This window comes from Hoyosella subflava DQS3-9A1 (assembly GCF_000214175.1).
GTDB lineage: Bacteria > Actinomycetota > Actinomycetes > Mycobacteriales > Mycobacteriaceae > Hoyosella > Hoyosella subflava.
Genome location: NC_015564.1, coordinates 1526935 through 1548036 on the forward strand (window position 1 = coordinate 1526935; position 21102 = coordinate 1548036).

The following is a 21102-nucleotide window of genomic DNA, read 5'->3' on the forward strand; positions in this document are numbered from 1 at the left end:
CTTGAGGCTCAGTCCGATAACAGTCAGGTGTCTGTTGGCGCGAGCTGTCACATCGCTCCGGCGCGGATCGCGCCACGAGCAGCAATGTGAGAAGAATCACAGAAGTTCACGTGGGGTAAGGCTGTGAGCCCTGGTCAAAGCAAGATCAACTTGTGAAATGGCCCGGCGGAACTGTACGGCAGCGTTGGTGCCCTCGGTGGGACTCGAACCCACACTGGACGGGTTTTGAATCCGTTGCCTCTGCCAATTGGGCTACGAGGGCGCAGTGCTGCGACGGTGCCGGAGCTAGCCGTTTCCGGTTCTGCTCCTCACGCGGAGACACAGGTTACCGGACGTGGTGCCCCTGTGGCACATCACTGTAGATCATTGGAGGATCGCGTTCACCCCCGGTCCACCGGTACTCTTCAGTTGCGGTACCAAACGAAGAAGTTTTTCCGCTGTAATTGCTTAAAGAATGTTCGTAAAGGGGACAGTGTCGATGAAGGGCTCCGAGGCTTCGAACGCAGAGGCCGACGTGAAGGGTGCCATCGCTTCGGAAGTAACTGAAGCGGCGGAATCCACAGCAACGGCCAACAGCTCGGCATGGCCGGTGCGCCGCGTTCTTGTCGCCGAGGACGAGACCCTTATCCGTCTCGATCTCACTGAGATGCTGCGCGACGAAGGCTACGACGTCGTTGGGGAGGCGGGAGATGGTCAGCGTGCAGTCGAACTCGCAGAAGACCTGATTCCTGATTTGGTGATCATGGACGTGAAAATGCCGATCCGCGACGGTATCGACGCAGCATCTGAGATCGCGGCGAAGCGTATCGCCCCGGTCGTCATTCTCACCGCCTTCAGCCAGCGTGAACTGGTGGAACGAGCGCGCGACGCGGGTGCCATGGCCTATCTCGTCAAGCCATTTACTCAGGGTGACCTGGTCCCCGCGATCGAACTCGCGACAAGCCGGTTTGCTGAACTGAAGGCCCTCGAGAAGGAGGTCGGGGAGCTTACCGATCGCCTTGAGACGCGCAAACTTATCGATCGGGCCAAGGGCGCGTTGATGAACGCGCACAGCATGACGGAACCTGAGGCATTTCGCTGGATTCAGCGCGCGGCGATGGACCGCCGGACGACGATGAAAGTTGTGGCGCAGGTTGTGATCGATACGCTCGCGATGAAGCCGAAGCCCGGCAAATAGGCCACCTGAAAGTAAAAAAGACAGTATGACCGGAATTAAGGTCGTGTGACGGTCGGTGTGTCTGTCTTGTCCGGTAACTAATCGGCGCTAATCTCCCGAATTAGACCTTCGCGCGTCACTTCGGCATTTCGAGAAGTGATCGCGGCGGCCCTACTGTATTTCGAGGAGACTTCGGATGGCACAACGCACATTGTTCCGGCTCATCGCGGTAGCAGGCGCAGCTTCGCTGGTCCTCGCCGGCTGCGGTACTGACAGCGACGATACGGCGGCAGAGAACGGCGACCTGGCTGAGGTCGAACTCGCGGAAACTGATTGCGATCCTCCGCAGGCGGAGCCGAGCGGCAATCCTTCTACAGACCCCCTGCGGTTCGGCGGACTCTTGCCGCAAACTGGAGACCTGGCGTTTCTCGGACCCCCCGAGATCGCGGCTACCGAACTTGCGGTGACCGAAATCAACGAGGCTGGCGGTGTGCTGGGCAACCCCGTCAGCATCAATCAGGGCGACTCGGGTGACACGACAACCAACATTGCGAACCAGACGGTGGACCGACTGCTCGCCGATGGCGCGCAAGTCATCGTCGGTGCCGCCTCCTCAGGCGTCTCGCTGAACGTGATCGACAAAATTGTCGACGCGGGTGTGGTCATGTTCTCGCCAGCGAACACATCGGACCAGTTCGTGTGCTACCCGGACCGAGGCATGTACTTCCGCACTGCTCCGACGGACGTACTTCAGTCCCAGGCGCTGGTGCAGATGATGGCGGGTGACGGATTGCAGCGCGTCTCCATCCTCGCTCGCAACGATCCCTACGGTGCCGGTCTGGCGCGCAACACCGAGAACTTCCTTCAAGAAGCAGGTATCGCTGCGGATCAGATCCAGCTGATCATTTATGACCCCAACGCGCAGTCCTTCAATGCGGAGATCGACAGCATCGCTCAGTTCGACCCAGACGGTATCGCTGTCATCGGTTTCGACGAGAGCAAGCGGATCATCACCCGGATGGCCGAAGTTGGTGTTGGCCCCCAGGACAAGCTCGTTTACGGAACCGACGGGAACATGGGCAACGCACTCGGGGAGGGGCTCGCTGCCGGTTTGCTCGAGGGAATGAAGGGCACCGCTCCGCAAACCTCGCTCAGCTCCGATTTCGAGGAGCGCGTCCGCGAAGCTGGTCAAGCGGCGGGTTACAACCTCGCTGATCTGCAGTACTCCGCTGAAGCCTACGACGCTGTCGTGATCTCGGCACTTGCTGCTGAAGCGGCAGGTTCAACGAACGGTGTGGATATCGCAGCGGCGATCAATGACGTCACACGCGATGGTGACGAGTGCACCTCGTTCGCGGAGTGCCGCGACATTCTCGCTGAAGGCGGCGAGATCAACTACAACGGTGTCACGGGTGATCTGGAATTCCGCCCAGCCGGTGAGCCAGGTATTGGCTCGTACGGTGTGCTGGAATTTGGTCCCGATAACCAACTCCTCGAGGTAGAGGATTACATCGTCGTAAGCGTCGACTGACACTTGCTGCGAAACAAATCTGGGGAGGGCGAATGACGCCCTCCCCAGATTTGTTGTATGGGCCTCCTCAGCGAGTCTCGTGACTACCGGCGAGGGTGCCAAGGTATAACTCGATGACCTTCGGATCGTGTAATAGATTCGCGCCAGTGTCCGTATAGGCGTTGCGTCCCTGGTCGAGGACGTAGCCGCGGTCGCACACCTGCAGGCAGCGGCGAGCGTTCTGCTCCACCATGATGATCGAGACGCCTGTGGCGTTGATCTTCTTGCAGCGAACGAAGACTTCGTCCTGAAACATCGGGGACAGACCGGCGGACGGCTCGTCAAGCAGAAGGACAGAAGGATCCATCATCAGCGCCCGACCCATCGCGACCATTTGGCGCTCGCCGCCGGAGAGGGCTCCGGCCTTTACCCGGCGCCGTTCGCTCAACAGGGGGAAGAGACCGGACACGAATTCGAATCGCTTGCCGAACTGTCGCGATCGAAGGTAGATGCCCATCTGAAGGTTTTCTTCGATCGTGAGTGAAGGAAAGACGTTCTGGGTTTGCGGCACATAACCCACGCCTTTCGTCACCAGCGTGTGCGCGCGAGCAGAAGTGATGTCCTCACCCCGAAGAGTTACCTGGCCCTCTCGTACGGGAATGAGGCCGAACAGGGTTTTCAGAAGCGTGGATTTCCCGGCACCGTTCGGTCCGATGATGCCGACGATTTCCCCGTCTCGAAGGTAGAAGTTGCAGTCCTCGAGGATGTTGACCCCGGGGATGTATCCCGCCGTGAGGTTGTCGCCCCGCATGAGAGCGCCCTCGGCCAGCCGATTGTGCGCTTCTGCGGTAGCTGCAAGTTCGGCGGGGGAGCGGTGTTCGGTCACTGTGGCTCCTGTCGGTCGTGCGAGGAAACAGCTGCAGGATCAGACAGGTCACCTCCGCTTTCGAGGACCTCGCTGATCTCGTTTTCCATTTCCGCGACCATCTCGGCAGTCTCCCCAACGGGATTGCCGTGCTCGTCGAACTCGAGCGCTTTGTCGTGGTGGCTGCCCAGATAGGCGTCGACCACGGCCGAATTGCTTGAAAGTTCCGACGCTGGCCCTTCCGCGATGACAGCGCCTTGCGCCATCACGACAACCCAGTCGCTGACATCCCGGATTACGTCCATATCGTGTTCGACGAACACCACTGTCATCCCTTCGTCACCGAGGGACTTGATGTGACCGAGCAGGCTTTGGGTCAGCGCTGGGTTGACGCCCGCCATGGGCTCATCGAGCATGATGACTTTAGGATCCACCATCAGTGCGCGCGCCATTTCGAGGAGTTTGCGCTGCCCACCAGACAGAGAACCCGCGAAGTCATTGGCTTTCGTCTCGAGTTTGAAACGCTCCAGCATCGCATGGGCGCGCTCCGTGATTTCCGCTTCCTGCTTCCGCCACATCCACGGCATCAGCGCACCCAGCATCCGCTCACCGCTTTGACCGGTCGCTCCGAGCCGGACATTGTCCAGCACCGTGAGTTTCGAAAGCGCCTTGGTCAACTGGAAGGTCCGCACCACTCCGCTGCGCGCCATGCGGTATGCGGGCATGCGTGACACCGTGACGCCGTCAACGCTCCACGACCCGCTGTCCGCGCGGTCGAATCCCGTCAGGAGATTGAACAGGGTTGTCTTGCCCGCGCCGTTCGGGCCGATCAGTCCGGTGATACATCCCCGCTGGAACTCGATGTGACTCACATCCACTGCCCGGATGCCGCCAAAGCTGCGGGTCACGTGGTCAGCCACGATGATGGGGTCGGGCTTCGCGCTACCGGGTGCACGGTCTACTACGGCGAACGGATCGGCAGCACCCGCGCGTGAGGTCTCAGACATTGAGTTGTACCTCCCGTTTCCGTCCCATTATCCCCTGTGGACGGTAGACGATCAGGACCGCAAGCAGAATGCCGACCAGCATGATCTGAACTGCACCAACCTGCTGGGCAGAGATAGGAATGACCGCGTCGGGCCCCGAGGAAAGTTGCCGCAGTACGTTGTCGGTGAAGGAGAACAGGAACCAGAACACCATCGCGCCGACAACCGGTCCGAATACGGTGGCGGCACCACCGAGGATCATGGCTGTCCATGCAAAGAACGTCTGCTGGGTAGAGAAGAAATCGGGATTCAGCGCTTGGGTGAGCGCGATGAAGATGCCCGCGAGACCGCCAATGAAACCGCCCAGAACGAGGGCTTGCATTCGGTAGAAGAAAACGTTCTTCCCAAGTGCCCGAGCAGCATCTTCATCCTCACGCACCGCTTTCAGGGCGCGGCCCCACGGGCTATTCACCAGCATCCAGATCAACACGAGCAGGATTGCGATCAGCGCCCAGCCAACCACCATCGCCCAGAGCGTTGAGCCCAGGAACTTGACACCCAAAATGGTGTACTCCCGTCCAGGGGAGAAGGGGTTCATCGCCTGGAACGCAAAGTTCTGGCCCTGAATGCCGCGAGTACCGCGGGTATAGTCATCCGACGCTGTAGAGCGCGTTGCTAGACGCAGAATCTCCGACGCTGCGATGGTGACGATGGCGAGATAGTCAGCGCGCAGTCGCAGCGTGGGTATCCCGAGGAGCAGCGCAAGAACGACGGATGCCGCCATACCGACGATCAATCCCAGCCACAGCGGCTGGTTGTAGATCACTACGGTGATGCCGACCCCATAGGCGCTGACGAGTGCGAAACCGATCTGACCGAAGTTGAGTAGCCCGGTGTAACCGAAATGCACATTCAGTCCGATGGCGAGCAGGGCGAAGAATATCGCTTGCGGGCCTACGAACTGTGCGAACGCGTTGCTAAAGACTATTCCGAAGTCGATTCCGAGAAAGTTCATCGCGTCACCCGATCCGTGCGCGGGAACCGAGGATTCCCTGAGGCCGAAGAACCAGGACGAGGATGAGCACGAGCAAACCTCCCGTGTATTTCAGATCCGGGTTGATGACGAGCGTCGACCATTGGACGAGGAGTCCGATGATGACGCACCCCAGCAGCGCTCCGTACGCGGTCCCCAGGCCGCCGAGGATGATCCCAGCGAACATCAGGAGAAGCAGCTTGAAACCCATTTCGAACTGCACGGTGCCGTTCAGTTCGGAAAGTCCAAACAGAACACCGCCGAGGGCAGCCAAGCCGCCGCCAAGTGCCCACACGAACATGACTACACGTTCGACATTGATGCCCGATGCGGCGGCAAGGTCCCGATTGTCGGAGACGGCGCGCATCGCCTTACCGATCCGCGTGAACTTGAACATCAGTGCTACCGCGACGAGGACAGCGAGGCTGATCAGCATCGTTGCAAGGTTCACCGGTGTGGTCGAGATCGGGCCAAAGTCCTGCTGCCGCTGGCTCTGATACGTCGTAAATGCTTGGGACCGGTCGCTGAAGAACAACAGGAGCGCGGCACGAAGCGCGAGCGCGAGGCCGATCGACACGACTAGCTGTGCGACCAGACTCGCGCCCCGGTTTCGCAATGGCCGCCACACTATGGCGTTGTTGAGAACCCCGACGATGATGCCGACGATGATGGCGATGACCGTCGCTGGTATCAGATGCATGCCGAGCTTGACGTTCACCACCCACGCTGCGACAGCGCCGATCGTGACCAGCTCGCCGTGGGCAAAGTTGGTGAGCCCAGTGGTGCCGAAAATGAGACTCAGACCGACCGCGGTGATCGCGATGACCAGTCCGAAGCGGAGGCCTTCGACGGTCAGGCGGAGGAACCGCTCAGTAAATGTGGTCTCGAGCCCGGTCCGTGGATCACCAAACGAGTAGATCACCGAGGCAACCCGGTCAGCTCGTACCGTCGCGCTGCGTTCCGCTTGCTGCACAATGACGTCAACCGGGAGTGTCGCCTCATCCAGCCGCACGGTGTACGTGCCTGGTGGGACTCGCATCGACCACTGGCCGCGCTCGCCCGAGGTCGCTTCCCCGGCTACGTCGCCGTCCTCGTCGGTAGCCTCAAGGGTGACCCCGTTGAGCGGCTCACCCGCGTTGATCAGCGTGCCCTGGATGGTGCCGAGCGGCCCGTCTTCATCAGTGTCCTGCGCCAGCGCAGATCCAGCTGCGAGGAGCGGGACCAGGAGACTGAACATCAGCGCCAGCAGAACGGCAGCCCCACGGCGATTCAGCGGGGTCACGGAGTGTGTCACATGTTCCTCCTCCCGGCTGTGCTCGTGAGCACGGGGCCGGGTTGTCCGTATTAGGCCTGTCCTCACCAAGTTTCGCGACCCGCGTGGTCGCTGACGCGAATTGTCCGAATCATAGTGTCAGTCCCGAGACAGTATCGGCGGATAGTTTCGATAAGACACTCCGATGTGTTGCCGGGGCGTTACGCGTGGCTTGTTGTCGGGGTCACTCCTTACACTGGCCTGTTGTGAGCCCTTCCTCTGTGACCCGTCCTCCCGGAACCCCGTCCCCGACGTCCGCAAGCCCAGCCGCGATGGGAGCCGTGCAGTCAGAAATGCCACGGCTTCTGCTCCTCGACGGGCACTCTCTGGCGTACCGCGCGTTCTTCGCGCTGCCCGCGGAGAACTTCCGTACGTCAAGCGGGCAGACCACCAACGCGGTCTATGGATTCACATCAATGCTGATCAACTTGCTGCGCGATGAACAGCCAACACACATTGCGGTGGCGTTCGACGTGTCACGGCAGACTTTCCGTGCTGAGACTTTCCCCGAGTACAAGGCGAACCGAAGTAAGACGCCGGATGAGTTCCGCGGCCAAGTTGACCTCACCAAAGACGTGCTGGCCGCGATGGGGATCCCGGTGATGGCTGAGCCGGGCTTCGAGGCCGACGACATAATCGCCACGCTGACGACTCAGGCGACCGGTCTTGGCTATCAAGTTCTCATCTGCACCGGTGATCGCGACGCTTTGCAGCTGGTATCTGACGCTGTGACGGTGCTTTACCCGAAACGTGGTGTTTCGGATCTGACTCGATTTACGCCCGAAGCGGTGGAGGCGAAGTATGGACTCTCACCGCAGCAGTACCCCGACTATGCGGCGCTGCGCGGTGACCCGAGCGACAACCTTCCCGGAATCCCAGGTGTGGGGGAGAAGACTGCCGCGAAGTGGATTCGTGAGTACGGGTCGCTGGAGACCCTGGTGGAGAAAGTCGACGCTGTACGCGGCAAGGTGGGCGACGCGCTGCGGCAGAATCTCTCGTCCGTGTTGATGAACCGCCAGCTGACGGAGATGGTTCGCGACGTTCCACTACCGTTTTCACCCGATCAGCTCGAAGTGAGTGTGTGGGATCGCGAACGGATCCACCAGTTGTTCGACGACCTCGAATTCCGGGTGCTCCGCGACCGGCTTTTCGAAACGCTGGCCTCGCCTGAGCCGGAAGCGGAATCTGGATTTGAGGTGCGTGGCCGGATTCTGGAACCGGGCGAGGTAGCGAAGTGGCTGAATGTCCACGCGGTGTCAGGAGCGCGGCACGGGCTGTCCGTCGTCGGCACAAGGCAGGTCTTTGCGTCGGATGCAACCGGGGTCGCCATCGCTGCGGCTGACGGCGAAGGCGCCTTTATCGCTGTTGAGACTGTGACCGAAGCCGACGATGCCGCAATCGCAGCCTGGCTGGGCAACCCCGAACAGCGGAAAGCCGTACATGACGTCAAATGGGCGATCCACGCGCTGCGCGGACGTGGCTGGGCGCTCCGGGGTGTCACGAGCGACACTGCGCTAGCTGCCTACCTGGTCCGTCCGGGGCAGCGCAGCTTTAACCTCGATGACCTTTCTTTGCGCTACTTGAAACGTGAACTTCGCGCCGAAGACACCGGTCAGGGACAGCTGTCGCTGCTCGACGACGAGAACGACTCGCAGCGCCAGCACGCCGAAACTGAGATTCTGCGTGCACGTGCCGTGGTCGACCTCGCGGAAGCGCTAGACAGTGAACTCGACACGATCGAGTCGCGCACCTTGCTGTCTGAAATGGAGCTCCCGCTGGCGTCCGTACTCGCAGATCTCGAGGCCGCCGGCATTGCCGTGGACCTTGACATGCTCGGGAATCTGCAGCGGCAATTCGCGAGCCAGGTCAATGACGCCGCTGAGGCTGCGTACGGGGTGATCGGGAAGCAGATCAATCTGGGTTCACCCAAACAGCTCCAGGTGGTGCTGTTCGATGAGCTCGACATGCCGAAGACAAAGCGCACAAAAACTGGTTACACCACGGACGCCGAGGCGCTCGCCGCGCTGTTCGAAAAGACTCAGCACCCCTTCCTCGAGCATTTGCTGACCCACCGCGATTCGATGAAGCTCAAAACGACCGTTGAGGGGTTGCTGAAGACGGTTGCTGACGACAGTCGCATCCACACGACGTTCAATCAGACGATCGCCGCCACGGGCCGACTGTCGTCGACTGAACCGAACCTGCAGAACATACCGATCCGGACTGAAGCTGGACGGCAGATCCGACAGGCGTTCGTGGTAGGCAAGGCAGCTGACGGCACGCCTTACGACGTGCTCCTCACCGCCGACTACAGCCAGATCGAGATGCGCATCATGGCGCATTTGTCCGGGGACGCCGGGCTGATCGAGGCATTCAGAACGGGCGAGGACCTTCACAGTTTTGTCGGTGCACGGGCATTCGGTGTGCCGATCGATGAAGTTACTCCTGACATGCGCCGTCGCGTCAAAGCGATGTCGTACGGGCTCGCCTACGGGTTGTCGACGTATGGGCTCGCACAGCAACTGAAGATCTCGAACGATGAGGCAAAATCACAGATGGAAGCGTATTTTTCGCGTTTCGGTGCGGTGCGCGACTATCTGCATGAGGTTGTCGAACAGGCGCGCAAAGACGGTTATACCTCCACCATCTTCGGTCGGCGCCGATACCTTCCAGACCTGACCAGTGACAATCGCCAGCGGCGCGAGGTCGCCGAACGCGCTGCGCTGAATGCGCCCATTCAAGGGTCCGCTGCTGACATCATCAAGGTGGCAATGCTGCGGGTATATGAGGCGCTTCAGCGGGAGAACCTGCGTTCTCGCATGCTGCTGCAAGTTCATGATGAACTTGTGCTCGAAGTCGTCAACGCCGAACGAGAGCAGGTCGAGGACCTGGTCCGCCGTGAAATGGCAGGTGCGTACGAACTTTCCGTACCACTCGATGTTTCCGTCGGACAAGGTCAATCCTGGGAAAGCGCGGGGCACTAAAATGACTACGACTTACGATGTAGCAGTCATCGGCGGCGGCATGGCGGGAGCGTCCGTCGCGTATGAGCTGGCGAGCGACAATTCCGTCGTGCTGATCGAAACTGAATCTATGCTCGCGACGCACTCGACGGGCCGCTCTGCCGCCACGTACCTCCCCAGCTATGGCGGTCCGGTGGTACGCGCGCTGACGGTCGCTAGCAGGAAGCTCTTCGATTCGATTTCAGCGGAGTGGGGCGACGTCCACCCGCTCGATGCTCGGCCGGTGTTGTGGGCAGCGACAGACGAGACCAGTGATACTGCACTCACGGGGATGATCGAGTCTCGCAGCGGGGGGCCTGGGGAACTTGGCACGCTCTCCGCGGCGGAAACCTTGCGCTGGTGTCCGGCGATGAACCCGGAGGTGACGCGCCGGGCAGCGCTGGACAACGAAGCGCACGACATCGATGTTCTCGGCGTGCACCAGGCCTATATCCGGGGATTTAAGGCGCGCGGTGGAACGATTGTCACTGGTTCCGGTGTGCGATCTCTCAGCCCGAACGGGAGCGGCTGGAGTGTCGGGCTGGTCAAGGAAACCCTGGCCGCAGGTCTTGTTGTCAACGCTGCGGGAGCGTGGGCTGATCCGGTGGCATCGCTGGCCGGTGTGCCGCAGTTAGGTTTCGTGCCGAAACGCAGGACGCTGTTCATGTCGCCTGCACCGGGCAAGCTTGCAGGTGACGGGCCTACAGTGGGTGATCCCGCTGAACGCTGGTACTTCAAGCCCGAGGGTGACGGCGTGCTCGCGTCCCCCGCCGATGCCGATCCCGTTGAGCCCGGTGATGCGAAGCCGTCCGAACTCGGTATCGCGCGTGCGATGGAGGAAATCAACGAGGCGACAACGCTCGGCCTGCGAACAGTGCGACGGTCATGGGGCGGTTTGCGGACATTTGCTCCTGACGGCGAGCCGGTCGCTGGATTGGTCCCAGGGGTCGCAGGGTTCGGCTTTCTTGCGGGACAAGGCGGGTACGGGATCCAGATGGCTCCCGCGCTCGCGGTCGTCGCAGCCGCGCTGCTTACCGGATCGAGTGTGCCAGAAGACATCCCCGTGCGAGCCGAAGCGCTGTCACCAGCTCGCTTCCTGTGAGCGTTTAGGTACGTGCGAACACACGGCGGTACTCGTTGGGTGACGTGAGCCGAACGCGCTGAAAATGGATCCGCAGCGCAGCGGCGTTGCGAAAGCCGACACGGTCAGCGATCGATTCGACGGTCAGGTCGGTTGTTTCGAGCAACCGCTGAGCTTCCAGAACCCGTTGATCATTCAGCCACCGCGCTGGGGTAGAGCCTGTTTCCGCCTGGAATCGGCGAGCGAAGGTGCGCGATGACATTCCTGCGCGGGCGGCAAGATCGGACACAGAATGATCATCGCGCAGGTTCACCGTCATCCAGTCGAGTAGCGGTGCCATCGAGGAACCGTTATGGCGCGGAAGAGGCCGATTCACGAACTGCGCCTGACCACCCTCCCTGTGTGGCGGCACAACCATCCGGCGTGCGATCCCGTTCGCGACATCGGAGCCCTGGAACTTGCGAACAATATGCAGACACAGGTCGATACTGGCGGCGGTTCCGGCGCTGGTGTAAATGGGATGATCGTCGACGTATAGAACGCTGGGGTCCACGAGCGCATCGGGGAATCGAGCCGCGAGGGCGGCGGAGTGGCGCCAATGCGTTGTGCATCTGCGGCCATCGAGTAAGCCCGCTGCGCCTAGGAGAAACGCTCCCGTGCATAGGGAAGCAACGGCAGTTCCGCGCTGTGCTGCTCTACAAAGAGCGTCGAGAGCGGGATCCAGCGCACCCCGAGTTTTGGTGACGGCAACCGCACCATCAGACTCGTCAACGGCATCGCCGCCAGCGCCCACAATGATGAGATCGGCGGACGCGAGACAGCCGAGATCATGAGGAATGTCTAGGTCGTAGTAGCGCGTGTGAACGGCGCCTGGGCAGGCGGCGACGATCGACAGTTCGTAGGCCGGGAGTCCGTCATCGCTACGGTCGACGCCGAAAACCTCGCAGGCGACGCCGAGTTCAAAGGTTTCAGCCCGCGGCGGGAGAAGAACGACCACCTTCTGCAGCATGTCATCAAGTGTGCCGCGCGGATGGCAGAAAATCGAGCCTAATTGGCATTCCTGCCACTGTTGACGCGCCCAAAACTGGGCCACAGTGGAGTACATGATCAGCCTGATCGTGTTTCTCTTGCTGCTCGTCGTGCTTGACGTACTGGCGCTGCTCGGTCGCACGCGGGACAGTCATCTTGAGACCTCACCGCACGGCAGCCTCCAGTATTGGAGTGAAAGCACTGCGGGCACACGTGCCGTGTCTTAGCGGTCTCCGGGCACGATGATCGTCTCGCGGCGAGCTGTGCCGTCCCAGCGCCGCGCGCCAATGAACTGTCCGGCCAGGTCTTTCCTGGTGGCTACGAGTGCTAGCGCTGAACCGGCCTGTTCTGGTGTCATTTTGCGAGCGAGGGTGATGTGCGGCGTCCACTGGCCAGGTTCCATATGTCCTGGCTTGCCTGGGCACTCCCGCAACAGTCCGGCGACGCGCTCGTGCTTGGCTAGCAGCACCGCTGAGGTCGTCACGGCGCGGGCGAGGACCATTCGGCGGTCGCCGAAGACAAGGAGTCCGCCGACGCGTACGCTCAGCGGAAAATCGCCGAGGGCGTCGGGAATCCTTTTCTCGATCCGCGGGTAGATTTCGTGCGCAACCCCGATCGTGACGTGCGGCCGGGCTCTCAGCGGCTGGCAGGGGAGTCCGGCCTCGTTGAGAGTGCGCCATTGTTCCCGGATCGCCTCTTCAAGCTCCTCGTTGAGAAGCAATTCAACGGACTGCACCATCATCACATTGTGCTGTCATGGCGCTGAAAGTGGGCGATGATGAGGGAATGGTGGACCTTTCCCTTGGAGTGCTGGAGGGCGACGGAATTGGGGGCGAAATAGTCCCGGCGACAGTCCGCGTCGTGGACGCCGCGATGCGGGCAACGTCCGCGGGTGCGATCACGTGGCAGAACTTGCCATTCGGGGCGTCCGCAATCCAGACACACGGCAGCCCGTTACCCCCTGAAACGCAAGACGCGTTGTCAGATCTCCCGGGCTGGCTTCTCGGTCCACACGACAATGCTTCGTATCCAGATGAATTCCGTACCATGACAGCTCCCGGCGGGACGATCAGGAAACGTTACGGCCTGTACGCGAATATCCGGCCCGCCGTTGCGCTTCCGGGCGTGCGATCCGTGCGGCCCGATATCGACGTCGTGATTGTTCGCGAGAACACTGAAGGTTTCTACGCTGATCGGAACATGTTCACCGGCTCCGGCGAGTTCATGCCGACGAAGGACGTCGCGATGGCCGTTGCGGTGGTGACGCGTGAAGCGTGCACGCGCATCGCCCGTACTGCGTTCACGCTGGCCCAGCAGCGCCGCAACCGGGTAACGGTCGTCCACAAGGCGAACGTACTGCCTCTGACAACCGGCTTGTTCCTGGAGACATGCCGGGAGGTCGGCCACGAGTTTCCCGGCGTCAGAATCGACGACGTGCATGTCGATGCGATGGCCGCGCACCTGGTGCGTGGAGGCGACTACGACGTGATCGTGACGGAGAATATGTTCGGCGACATATTGTCGGATCTCGCTGGCGAGCTATCCGGCTCGCTGGGAATCGCGGCGTCGCTGAACACGTCCGACACGCAAGCGATGGCCCAGGCTGCCCATGGTGCGGCACCGGATATCGCCGGGAGAAACCGCGCGAATCCCATAGCGATGTTCATGTCGGCCGCGATGCTGCTCGACTGGTTCGCCCAACGAGAAGGGGCCGCACAGGTGAGGCGGGCCGCCCAGCGCATTCGCCGGGCGGTGACCGCCACAACCACTGCGGGGGTAGCGACCGCTGATTTGGGGGGCCTCGCGTCAACCAGCGAATTCACCGAGAACGTACTGGCACGCGTCGCCCGTTGGAGCTGATCACTCCACTAGGCGGTGGGGTCAGGCTTGCTGTGCGCCGTTCTCCTGCTGCTCAGTGATCTGCGCGCGAACATCTTCCATGTCAAGATCCTTGACCTGGGTGATCAGGCTTTCAAGGGCATCCGGCGGCAGCGCACCAGGCTGCGCGAATACGAGAATGCCCTCACGGAAAGCCATCACTGTGGGAATTGACTGAATACCTGCGGCAGCCGCGAGAGACTGCTCCGCCTCGGTATCTACCTTTGCGTGAACAACGTCCGGGTGCTTCGACGACGATGCTTCAAATGTGGGTGCGAACTGCTTGCACGGACCGCACCACTCTGCCCAGAAGTCCACCAGGACGACATCGTTGCTGGTGATCGTAGATTCGAAGTCGGCGTGGGTGAGGTTCTGAGTTGCCACACTAATTCCTAACGTTGTGGTGTTCCCTTAAGGGCTCCCTCTACGTAACCAGAGACTGGGGCGGAAATGTTCCCGCATACCCCCGCGAGTCCCCGTGGGCTACCGTGTCCGGCATGGATCGCGACCGGAAATCCGACGGTGACCGAACCCGCCTTGTGGTTATCGATGTGCCTTTCGATGATGCTGCGATCCAGGGCGTGCTTCACCTTCCTGACCAGCCTAAAGCGGGACTAGCGCTCACGCATGGGGCGGGCGGGAATGCCAACTCGCCTATGCTCCGGCTGGTCGCCGAGCGACTCGGCATGCGCGGTGTTGCTGTGCTTCGTTACAACCTGCCGTTTCGCGTGAAGCGGGCTTCGGGCCCTCCCAGCCGATCTGCTGCCGGCGTCGATAGAGCCGGTATCGCCACCGCAGTGGAGCTAGTCCGCAGTTACGTGACAGGCCCCGTTTTGGTGGGCGGCCATTCGTATGGTGGCAGGCAGGCGTCGATGCTGGCTGCAGATCAGTCGACTGTGGCAGACGGGCTCGTTTTGTTCAGCTATCCGTTGCATCCGCCGGGAAAACCGGAGCGTGCCCGTACAGAACATCTCCCTGCCATCGCGATTCCGTCGCTCTTTGTCCACGGCGACCGTGACCCGTTCGGGTCGCTGGCGGAACTGCATGCGGCCACTGAGCTCATCCCAGCGCGTGTGCGACTGCTCGAGGTAGCGCAGGCCGGCCACGATCTCGGGGGCGGCAAGAAGCCGCACATCGCCGACGATGCGGTGGACGCCATTGTCGACATGTTCGGGATCGGATGACCGCCGCTCCCGGAGGCCCCCAGCGCAAGGTTGAGTACTCGCGCGCGGTCGTCGCCGGAGCCCTGGCCCTTATTGTTGCCGGACTCGTGTTGCGCGGATGGGTGCTATCCCGCGGCTCGTTCTATTGGGACGATTTCATCCTGATCGGAAGGGCCGCAGAGTTCCCTCTGTTTTCGGCGGATCTGCTCTTCCATGACCATGACGGCCACTTCATGCCGTTGACGTTTGCGGCTGCATGGCTGCTCACGGCAGTCGCTCCTCTTGAATGGTGGGCAGCTGCAGCATCGCTCCTCATTCTTCAGCTGCTGGCTTCCCTCGCTGTCCTTCGGCTGCTGGTTGTACTGCTCGGCTGGCGGCCCGTGCTCTTTGTCCCGCTCACGTTCTATTTATTGTCGCCGCTTACCCTGCCAGCATTCGCCTGGTGGGCCGCGGGACTCAACGCGTTGCCGTTGCAGGCAGCACTGGCGTGGGTGACAGCCGACACGGTGCGGCTGATTGAAACGCGCCGCCGTCGATACGCGGTGTCGGCGCTAGTTGCCTTTCTCATCGCTTTGCTGTTCTTCGAGAAGGCGGCTGTTGTGCCATTTGCTGCTTTTGCGGTGGCATTGCTGTGGGTGTGGGTAACGCAGAAGCCGCGGGACGCGGGGGCAAGCCGTGCGAACCCGTTCGCGTTTGTCGCTCGGGGTGGCCGCGAGCTGTGGATCGGTTCTGCCGTCATTCTGCTGTGGTGGATCCCGGTCTACTCGATGGCGGTAAGCCGGGACGTCGGCTTCGATGGGCTGAAATCCGCAGGCACGATCTTGAATCGGACATTTACCGACAGTTTTGTCCCGGTCCTGTTCGGCGGTCCGTGGACGTGGGAGAGGTGGCTACCGTCAACCCCATGGGCTGCTGCGCCACAGTGGGCAACCGTGGCCTGCTGGGCCGCACTCGCAGCGATCGTGGGTGGATCGATTGTTCTCAAACGACGCGTCATCCCGGTTTTCGCTTTCGTTGCCGCCTATATTATTGTGGCAACAATCCCGGTGCTGGTCCTCCGCGCAGGCCCGGACACCGCCCCAGAACTCGTCCAGTCCCTTCGGTATCTCGCCGAGACGAGCGTCATTGTTGTCGCCGCGATCGCGCTCGTGTTCGTTGCGCCGGGGCGCGAGGGCCTGAACGCCCGGTGGCATCCCGGCCGCAAAGCTGCTGCCGTCGCGGTGGCGGCGTTCATCCTCAGCAGTGTGTGGTCCACGGTGACGTTCTCGCAGGTGTGGTCAGAAAACCCGAGCCGGGAATACTTGACCAATCTGCGCGGCGCTACTGACACTGACGCGCCGGTCCAGCTTCTCGACCAAGAGGTCCCATGGAACCTTCTGAGTCCGCTGACGTTCCCGCAAAACATGGCGAGCCGCGTGCTGGCGCCACTCGATGATCGGGTGCGATTCGGGCCGGTCGTGTCCGAATTACGGATGGTGGATGACCGTGGGCGGCTGGTGGCGGCCGAAGTGTGGTGGAACCGCGCCATACCGCAGGGCCCTGATCCCGAATGTGGCTACCGCATTACGCCCGGGGCACCTGTCGCGGTGCCGCTCGGCGGAGGAATGTTCGAGCATGGCTGGACAGCTCAACTGAACTACTTTTCGAACGGGCCTGGCGAGCTCGTGGTCGCATTCGACTCGATTGCCGGTGAGCGCTCCGCAGTCAGCGTGCCCATCGAAGAGGGACTCAACACCGCCTACGTGCGTCTCGTGGGCGGCGCCGAGTCGCTCCTATTCACGACACCGACGCCCGGTGTCGAGATTTGTCTGGGCTCCGGTCCGGTTGGTGTCGCCGCGCACGCGGGAAACTAGTCCCAATTACGCTTTTCGGCAGCAAAAGATAGCGGTGCCCGGGAAGTACTGGCCGCGCAGCGGACTCCACTGACCCCACTCCTGGTCCAGCCACTCTGGCCACTCCGGTTCGATGACATCCTCGAGTGCGAATCCAGCGGCGACGATTTCGCGGACGCGGTCTCCCATTGTTCGATGGTGCTCTACATAGCTAGGAACGCCCGCGTCATCGACCTCGACGTACGGCGACCGGTCGAAGTACGGGAGCGTGACGGTAAGGCCCCGGGGGCCGGGGTCATCGGGAAACATCCACCGCATGGGATGGTTCACGGAGAACACCCACACGCCGCCCGGTCTGAGGACGCGCGCCACCTCGCGCATTACCCCTGCAGAGTCTGCGACAAAGGGGACAGCGCCGAAACTCGAGCAGACTTTGTCGAAGCTGTCAGCGGCGAACGGGAGGCACTCTGCACTCGCCTGTACAAGCGGCACCTGCGGGCCGCCTCGTGACATCGCTGCGCGTGCATGACCGAGCATTCCGGCCGAGATATCGAGCCCGATCACATCTGCGCCCTGGTGGCGTAGCCAGCGTGCACAGGGGGCTGATCCGCACCCGAGTTCGAGAATCCGGGAGCCGGCGACCTCGCCCAGCAAATGCGCATCGCCTTCGTGCAGCCCTTCCGGGCACCACAGGAACTCACCGCTGGGGGAGTCGGCTCCCAGAAAGTCGCCGTGTTCGTCGTGGTAGTTGTCAGCGTCAGAGTCCCACCACATTCTGCTGGCAGCGTCGCTTTCCCGCGAGTCGGCCTTGCGGTGCCGAACCCAAGTGCTGGGCGTTTCTGCGGCGGCGGAATCATTTGTGATCATGTGGTGTGCACCGGTGGTAGAGGGCCAATGATCAGGCTAGTGTAGGTAACCGGGCAGGTTTGCTGTGCTCGATCGTGATCGCGTAGGCTAGCCGTGCTGTGTCATGTACACAGCACGGATGCGCATGCGTTCACTCTGTTCTGCTGGGTCGCGGTTTGCTGTGGTGCTAGTGGGGGCGGGTCGGCGCGTGGCATTCATGCCCTGTCCACGCACAACCGAGTCAAACTGTCCGGAGCAGCTCACCTAATGCCCACCACAACCACGACCTCGCCGCAGGTAGCCATCAACGATATTGGCTCCGCCGAGGAATTTCTCGCCGCTGTCGACGCCACCATCAAATACTTCAACGATGGGGACATCGTTGAAGGAACCATCGTCAAAGTCGACCGTGACGAGGTCCTTCTCGACATCGGATACAAGACTGAGGGTGTCATTCCCTCGCGCGAACTGTCGATCAAGCACGATGTCGACCCCAGCGAGGTCGTGAACGTCGGCGATGAGGTCGAAGCGCTCGTCCTCACTAAGGAAGACAAAGACGGTCGTCTGATTCTCTCCAAGAAGCGTGCACAGTACGAGCGCGCCTGGGGCACCATCGAGGAGCTCAAGGAGAAGGACGAAGCAGTCAAGGGAACTGTTATTGAGGTCGTCAAGGGTGGTCTTATCCTCGACATCGGCCTTCGTGGCTTCCTTCCTGCCTCGCTCGTCGAAATGCGCCGTGTTCGCGATCTGCAGCCGTACGTCGGCAAAGAGATCGAAGCGAAGATCATTGAACTCGACAAGAACCGCAACAACGTGGTCCTGTCTCGCCGTGCATGGCTTGAGCAGACCCAGTCTGAGGTTCGCAGCGAGTTCCTGCACCAGCTGCAGAAGAGCCAGGTCCGCAAGGGCGTCGTGTCCTCCATCGTCAACTTCGGCGCGTTCGTCGATCTCGGCGGTGTCGACGGTTTGGTCCACGTTTCCGAGCTCTCTTGGAAGCACATCGATCACCCGTCCGAGGTTGTGCAGGTCGGCGACGAGGTCACCGTCGAGGTCCTCGATGTCGATATGGACCGCGAGCGCGTCTCGCTGTCGCTGAAGGCCACGCAGGAAGATCCTTGGCGCCAGTTTGCGCGTACCCACGCCATCGGCCAGATCGTCCCGGGCAAGGTCACGAAGCTGGTTCCGTTCGGTGCGTTCGTGCGCGTCGAAGAGGGCATCGAGGGTCTTGTCCACATCTCCGAACTGGCTGAGCGCCACGTCGAGGTTCCGGACCAGGTTGTCGCCGTGAATGACGACGCCATGGTCAAGGTCATCGACATCGACCTCGAGCGTCGCCGGATCTCCCTGAGCCTCAAGCAGGCGAATGAGGAGTACACCGAAGAGTTCGACCCCGCCAAGTACGGCATGGCCGACTCCTACGATGAAGCCGGCAACTACATCTTCCCCGAGGGCTTCGATCCCGAGACCAACGAATGGCTCGAGGGCTTCGAGAAGCAGCGCGAAGAGTGGGAAGCGCGTTACGCCGAGGCTGAGCGTCGTCACAAGATGCACACCACTCAGATGGAGAAGTTCGCGAAGGTCGAAGCTGAAGCAGCGGAAGCCGCGCCGAGCAACTACTCCAGCGACGGTGCCGCCCAGGCACCCGCCGCGTCTGCCGCCCCGGCACAGTCGGGTGGCACCCTTGCCAGCGACGAGCAGCTTGCAGCGCTGCGCGAGAAGCTGTCAGGCGGAGCCTGATCTGCTGATTAGCTCGTGATGAGAAGCCCCGGACTCGTGAGGTCCGGGGCTTCTCTCGTTGCGGTTCTGGACCCGCCGATAGGTCCGAACCATCAGGAATGACAAACTCATTGAGTGCTACGTGTTGGATTAACAGGCGGGATCGGTGCGGGAAAGTCCACTGCCTCGGCAGTGCTCGACGAACTCGGCGCGATCATCATCGACGCGGACCAGATCGCTCGTGAGGTTGTGGCGCCAGGAACGCCGGGTCTGGAACGCCTTGTCGAGGCATTTGGGCGGGACATCCTTCTTGACGATGGGAGCCTCAACCGTCCCGCGCTGGCTGCGAAGGCCTTCAAAGATGACGAATCGCGACTAAGGCTGAACTCCATTGTTCATCCGCTGGTCGGACAGCGGACAGCGGAATTGACGGAGTCGGCGGCGGACGACGCGATCCTCGTCCATGACATTCCGCTGTTGATCGAAAATGCGATTGGGCCGACGTGCAACCTTGTCCTCGTCGTGCACGCTGAAGTCGAGCAACGCATCGAACGACTTACCGGGATGCGCGGCATGCCGGAGGAAGACGCACGCGCACGTATCGCCGCCCAAGCGACGGACGAGCAGCGGCGCGCGGCCGCCGATGTCTGGCTGGACAATACGGGAGAACCACACGAACTCGAAGAGCAGGTCCGGAAGGTGTGGGAGGCGCGGCTCGTGCCTTTCGAACGGAACTTGCGTGAACGTCGTCCTGCAAGCGCATCGCTGGAACTCCACCAGCCTGATAGTGACTCGGAAGCGGCAGGCGCGAGGGTAGTTGCCCGCCTACGATTCCTGGCTGGGGAATTGGCGCAGCGCGTCGACTACATCGGTCCGTCGTCGGGTCCTGGACCGCTCGCGACGGATGTACTCGACATTCAGATCACAGTGGCGTCGATGGAGGTGGCCGACGAGTTAGCTCCGAAGCTGGAAAACGGTGGATTTCCGCGCGTCCCGAACCTTACTTCGGACAGTTCCCTCGCCGGAACTGATGCCAGCGAACGGCCGAAGCGGTTACACGCGAGCGCGGACCCAGGGCGGCCCGCGAATGTGTATGTGCTCAGAGAAGGGGGATAGGTGGCTAACGCCACCAGATATGCATCCCTTCCGACGCGAGCCAGCCTTCTAGGGAATGGCCGTGAGCGGCGATTCCGTCAACTACGCGAATTGCCCGCTGGAATGCGTGCTGCGCTGTGTCCGCGCTGATATGCCCCGCACAATGCGCCGCGAGCAGTTCGTCAACGTCTTCTACCTCCGTTTCACGGCCGGTACGGACGATGATGTCGATGTAGTGATCCACCGATCTCCACACGGACGGGGAAGGCGTGAAGTCGCCGATATCGACATAGAAGTTCTGGTCGCGTTCGTGTGCCGGATTGAAGTGGAAAATCGACGCGCGTATACCGAACCGGGGAATAAGCCACGATTCGAGGTAGTGGAACTGCTCGTGATCTGCGGGCCGCCCCATGTACAGTCCCCATGGTTCCACGTGGTAGTGGTCCACCGGCCGGACGAATCCCTTGGGGTCCGTGTTGGTCCGGTCCGACAGATCGAAACGCTCGACCTTCGGTGCGTGGGCATGAACAGTTGGCGCCGGGAGACGCGCCCCGCTGTGACGTGTGTCATAGAGGCTCATCGCTCTACCGTACCTTTC

General features: G+C 61.5%; 19 protein-coding genes and 1 tRNA gene. 10 read left to right on the forward strand and 10 right to left on the reverse strand.

The features are described 5' to 3' along the window. Positions 1 to 185: 185 nt before the first annotated feature. A tRNA-Leu gene (locus AS9A_RS07100) sits at positions 186 to 262 on the reverse strand. Between the two features lie 216 nt (positions 263 to 478). On the opposite strand from AS9A_RS07100, the gene AS9A_RS07105 reads away from it, so the two are divergent. Both AS9A_RS07105 and AS9A_RS07110 read left to right on the forward strand, forming a co-directional pair. Further along, positions 479 to 1177, forward strand: coding sequence for an ANTAR domain-containing response regulator (locus AS9A_RS07105; protein ID WP_013806272.1), 699 nt, complete (start codon positions 479 to 481; stop codon positions 1175 to 1177). A gap of 175 nt (positions 1178 to 1352) precedes the next feature. Beyond that, positions 1353 to 2687, forward strand: a complete 1335-nt coding sequence (locus AS9A_RS07110) for an ABC transporter substrate-binding protein (protein WP_013806273.1) — start codon at positions 1353 to 1355, stop codon at positions 2685 to 2687. Positions 2688 to 2754: 67 nt separating this feature from the next. Here AS9A_RS07110 and AS9A_RS07115 read toward each other — a convergent pair whose 3' ends face one another. Genes AS9A_RS07115 through AS9A_RS07130 form a run of 4 tightly spaced genes read right to left on the reverse strand, consistent with a single transcriptional unit; the run spans position 2755 to position 6844 of the window. After that, positions 2755 to 3552, reverse strand: coding sequence for an ABC transporter ATP-binding protein (locus AS9A_RS07115; protein ID WP_013806274.1), 798 nt, complete (start codon positions 3550 to 3552; stop codon positions 2755 to 2757). Then, the gene (locus AS9A_RS07120; RefSeq protein ID WP_013806275.1) at positions 3549 to 4538 is read right to left on the reverse strand and encodes an ABC transporter ATP-binding protein; all 990 of its coding nucleotides are present in this window, start codon (positions 4536 to 4538) and stop codon (positions 3549 to 3551) included. The genes AS9A_RS07115 and AS9A_RS07120 overlap by 4 nt, the downstream gene beginning before the upstream one ends. Continuing rightward, entirely contained in the window at positions 4531 to 5532 is a 1002-nt protein-coding gene (locus AS9A_RS07125; RefSeq protein WP_013806276.1) for a branched-chain amino acid ABC transporter permease, read from the reverse strand. Before AS9A_RS07125 ends, AS9A_RS07120 begins: the two co-directional genes overlap by 8 nt. A gap of 4 nt (positions 5533 to 5536) precedes the next feature. Further along, positions 5537 to 6844 carry a branched-chain amino acid ABC transporter permease gene (locus AS9A_RS07130; RefSeq protein ID WP_013806277.1) on the reverse strand — a complete coding sequence of 436 codons (1308 nt, stop codon included), beginning with the start codon at positions 6842 to 6844 and terminating at the stop codon, positions 5537 to 5539. 290 nt (positions 6845 to 7134) lie between these two features. Between AS9A_RS07130 and polA the strand changes: the two genes are divergently transcribed. Together polA and AS9A_RS07140 are read left to right on the forward strand one after the other, a co-directional pair. Continuing rightward, entirely contained in the window at positions 7135 to 9846 is a 2712-nt protein-coding gene (gene polA / locus AS9A_RS07135) for a DNA polymerase I (RefSeq protein WP_049793685.1), read from the forward strand. A gap of 1 nt (position 9847) precedes the next feature. Then, on the forward strand, positions 9848 to 10966 hold the full coding sequence (locus tag AS9A_RS07140) for an NAD(P)/FAD-dependent oxidoreductase (RefSeq protein WP_013806279.1): 1119 nt from the start codon (positions 9848 to 9850) through the stop codon (positions 10964 to 10966). A gap of 4 nt (positions 10967 to 10970) precedes the next feature. On the opposite strand, the gene AS9A_RS07145 is transcribed toward AS9A_RS07140, so the two are convergent. Then, positions 10971 to 11954 (reverse strand): GlxA family transcriptional regulator, encoded by a 984-nt coding sequence (locus tag AS9A_RS07145; protein ID WP_013806280.1) that lies wholly within the window; start codon positions 11952 to 11954, stop codon positions 10971 to 10973. 94 nt (positions 11955 to 12048) lie between these two features. On the opposite strand from AS9A_RS07145, the gene AS9A_RS24330 reads away from it, so the two are divergent. After that, positions 12049 to 12201 carry a hypothetical protein gene (locus tag AS9A_RS24330; protein WP_192808170.1) on the forward strand — a complete coding sequence of 51 codons (153 nt, stop codon included), beginning with the start codon at positions 12049 to 12051 and terminating at the stop codon, positions 12199 to 12201. Here AS9A_RS24330 and AS9A_RS07150 read toward each other — a convergent pair. Continuing rightward, entirely contained in the window at positions 12198 to 12713 is a 516-nt protein-coding gene (locus AS9A_RS07150; RefSeq protein WP_041450929.1) for a 2'-5' RNA ligase family protein, read from the reverse strand. The genes AS9A_RS24330 and AS9A_RS07150 overlap by 4 nt on opposite strands. 17 nt (positions 12714 to 12730) lie before the next feature. On the opposite strand from AS9A_RS07150, the gene AS9A_RS07155 reads away from it, so the two are divergent. After that, on the forward strand, positions 12731 to 13834 hold the full coding sequence (locus AS9A_RS07155; RefSeq protein ID WP_013806283.1) for an isocitrate/isopropylmalate dehydrogenase family protein: 1104 nt from the start codon (positions 12731 to 12733) through the stop codon (positions 13832 to 13834). 21 nt (positions 13835 to 13855) lie between these two features. Here AS9A_RS07155 and trxA read toward each other — a convergent pair whose 3' ends face one another. Beyond that, positions 13856 to 14236 carry a thioredoxin gene (trxA, locus tag AS9A_RS07160; RefSeq protein ID WP_013806284.1) on the reverse strand — a complete coding sequence of 127 codons (381 nt, stop codon included), beginning with the start codon at positions 14234 to 14236 and terminating at the stop codon, positions 13856 to 13858. 113 nt (positions 14237 to 14349) lie between these two features. Here trxA and AS9A_RS07165 point away from each other — a divergent pair, with 113 nt between their 5' ends. Both AS9A_RS07165 and AS9A_RS07170 read left to right on the forward strand, forming a co-directional pair. Continuing rightward, on the forward strand, positions 14350 to 15036 hold the full coding sequence (locus AS9A_RS07165) for an alpha/beta hydrolase family protein (RefSeq protein ID WP_013806285.1): 687 nt from the start codon (positions 14350 to 14352) through the stop codon (positions 15034 to 15036). Then, complete coding sequence (locus tag AS9A_RS07170) at positions 15033 to 16868, forward strand: hypothetical protein (protein ID WP_013806286.1); 1836 nt, start codon at positions 15033 to 15035, stop codon at positions 16866 to 16868. Before AS9A_RS07165 ends, AS9A_RS07170 begins: the two co-directional genes overlap by 4 nt. A 6-nt stretch (positions 16869 to 16874) precedes the next feature. On the opposite strand, the gene AS9A_RS07175 is transcribed toward AS9A_RS07170, so the two are convergent. After that, entirely contained in the window at positions 16875 to 17714 is an 840-nt protein-coding gene (locus AS9A_RS07175) for a class I SAM-dependent methyltransferase (protein WP_013806287.1), read from the reverse strand. Between the two features lie 246 nt (positions 17715 to 17960). Here AS9A_RS07175 and rpsA point away from each other — a divergent pair, with 246 nt between their 5' ends. Next, positions 17961 to 19430 (forward strand): 30S ribosomal protein S1, encoded by a 1470-nt coding sequence (gene rpsA / locus AS9A_RS07180; RefSeq protein ID WP_013806288.1) that lies wholly within the window; start codon positions 17961 to 17963, stop codon positions 19428 to 19430. A 114-nt stretch (positions 19431 to 19544) separates the two neighbouring features. After that, on the forward strand, positions 19545 to 20525 hold the full coding sequence (coaE, locus tag AS9A_RS07185) for a dephospho-CoA kinase (protein WP_013806289.1): 981 nt from the start codon (positions 19545 to 19547) through the stop codon (positions 20523 to 20525). Positions 20526 to 20529: 4 nt separating this feature from the next. On the opposite strand, the gene AS9A_RS07190 is transcribed toward coaE, so the two are convergent. Beyond that, complete coding sequence (locus AS9A_RS07190) at positions 20530 to 21084, reverse strand: DUF402 domain-containing protein (RefSeq protein WP_013806290.1); 555 nt, start codon at positions 21082 to 21084, stop codon at positions 20530 to 20532. Between the last annotated feature and the right edge of the window lie 18 nt (positions 21085 to 21102).

Coding starts and splice junctions, on each gene's coding strand:
- AS9A_RS07105 (WP_013806272.1), top strand. CDS start 479: ATGAAGGGCTCCGAGGCTTCGAACGCAGAGGCCGACGTGAAGGGTGCC.
- AS9A_RS07110 (WP_013806273.1), top strand. CDS start 1,353: ATGGCACAACGCACATTGTTCCGGCTCATCGCGGTAGCAGGCGCAGCT.
- AS9A_RS07120 (WP_013806275.1), bottom strand. CDS start 4,538: ATGTCTGAGACCTCACGCGCGGGTGCTGCCGATCCGTTCGCCGTAGTA.
- AS9A_RS07125 (WP_013806276.1), bottom strand. CDS start 5,532: ATGAACTTTCTCGGAATCGACTTCGGAATAGTCTTTAGCAACGCGTTC.
- polA (WP_049793685.1), top strand. CDS start 7,135: ATGGGAGCCGTGCAGTCAGAAATGCCACGGCTTCTGCTCCTCGACGGG.
- AS9A_RS07140 (WP_013806279.1), top strand. CDS start 9,848: ATGACTACGACTTACGATGTAGCAGTCATCGGCGGCGGCATGGCGGGA.
- AS9A_RS07145 (WP_013806280.1), bottom strand. CDS start 11,954: ATGCTGCAGAAGGTGGTCGTTCTTCTCCCGCCGCGGGCTGAAACCTTT.
- AS9A_RS24330 (WP_192808170.1), top strand. CDS start 12,049: ATGATCAGCCTGATCGTGTTTCTCTTGCTGCTCGTCGTGCTTGACGTA.
- AS9A_RS07150 (WP_041450929.1), bottom strand. CDS start 12,713: ATGGTGCAGTCCGTTGAATTGCTTCTCAACGAGGAGCTTGAAGAGGCG.
- AS9A_RS07155 (WP_013806283.1), top strand. CDS start 12,731: ATGGCGCTGAAAGTGGGCGATGATGAGGGAATGGTGGACCTTTCCCTT.
- AS9A_RS07165 (WP_013806285.1), top strand. CDS start 14,350: ATGGATCGCGACCGGAAATCCGACGGTGACCGAACCCGCCTTGTGGTT.
- AS9A_RS07170 (WP_013806286.1), top strand. CDS start 15,033: ATGACCGCCGCTCCCGGAGGCCCCCAGCGCAAGGTTGAGTACTCGCGC.
- AS9A_RS07175 (WP_013806287.1), bottom strand. CDS start 17,714: ATGATCACAAATGATTCCGCCGCCGCAGAAACGCCCAGCACTTGGGTT.
- rpsA (WP_013806288.1), top strand. CDS start 17,961: ATGCCCACCACAACCACGACCTCGCCGCAGGTAGCCATCAACGATATT.
- AS9A_RS07190 (WP_013806290.1), bottom strand. CDS start 21,084: ATGAGCCTCTATGACACACGTCACAGCGGGGCGCGTCTCCCGGCGCCA.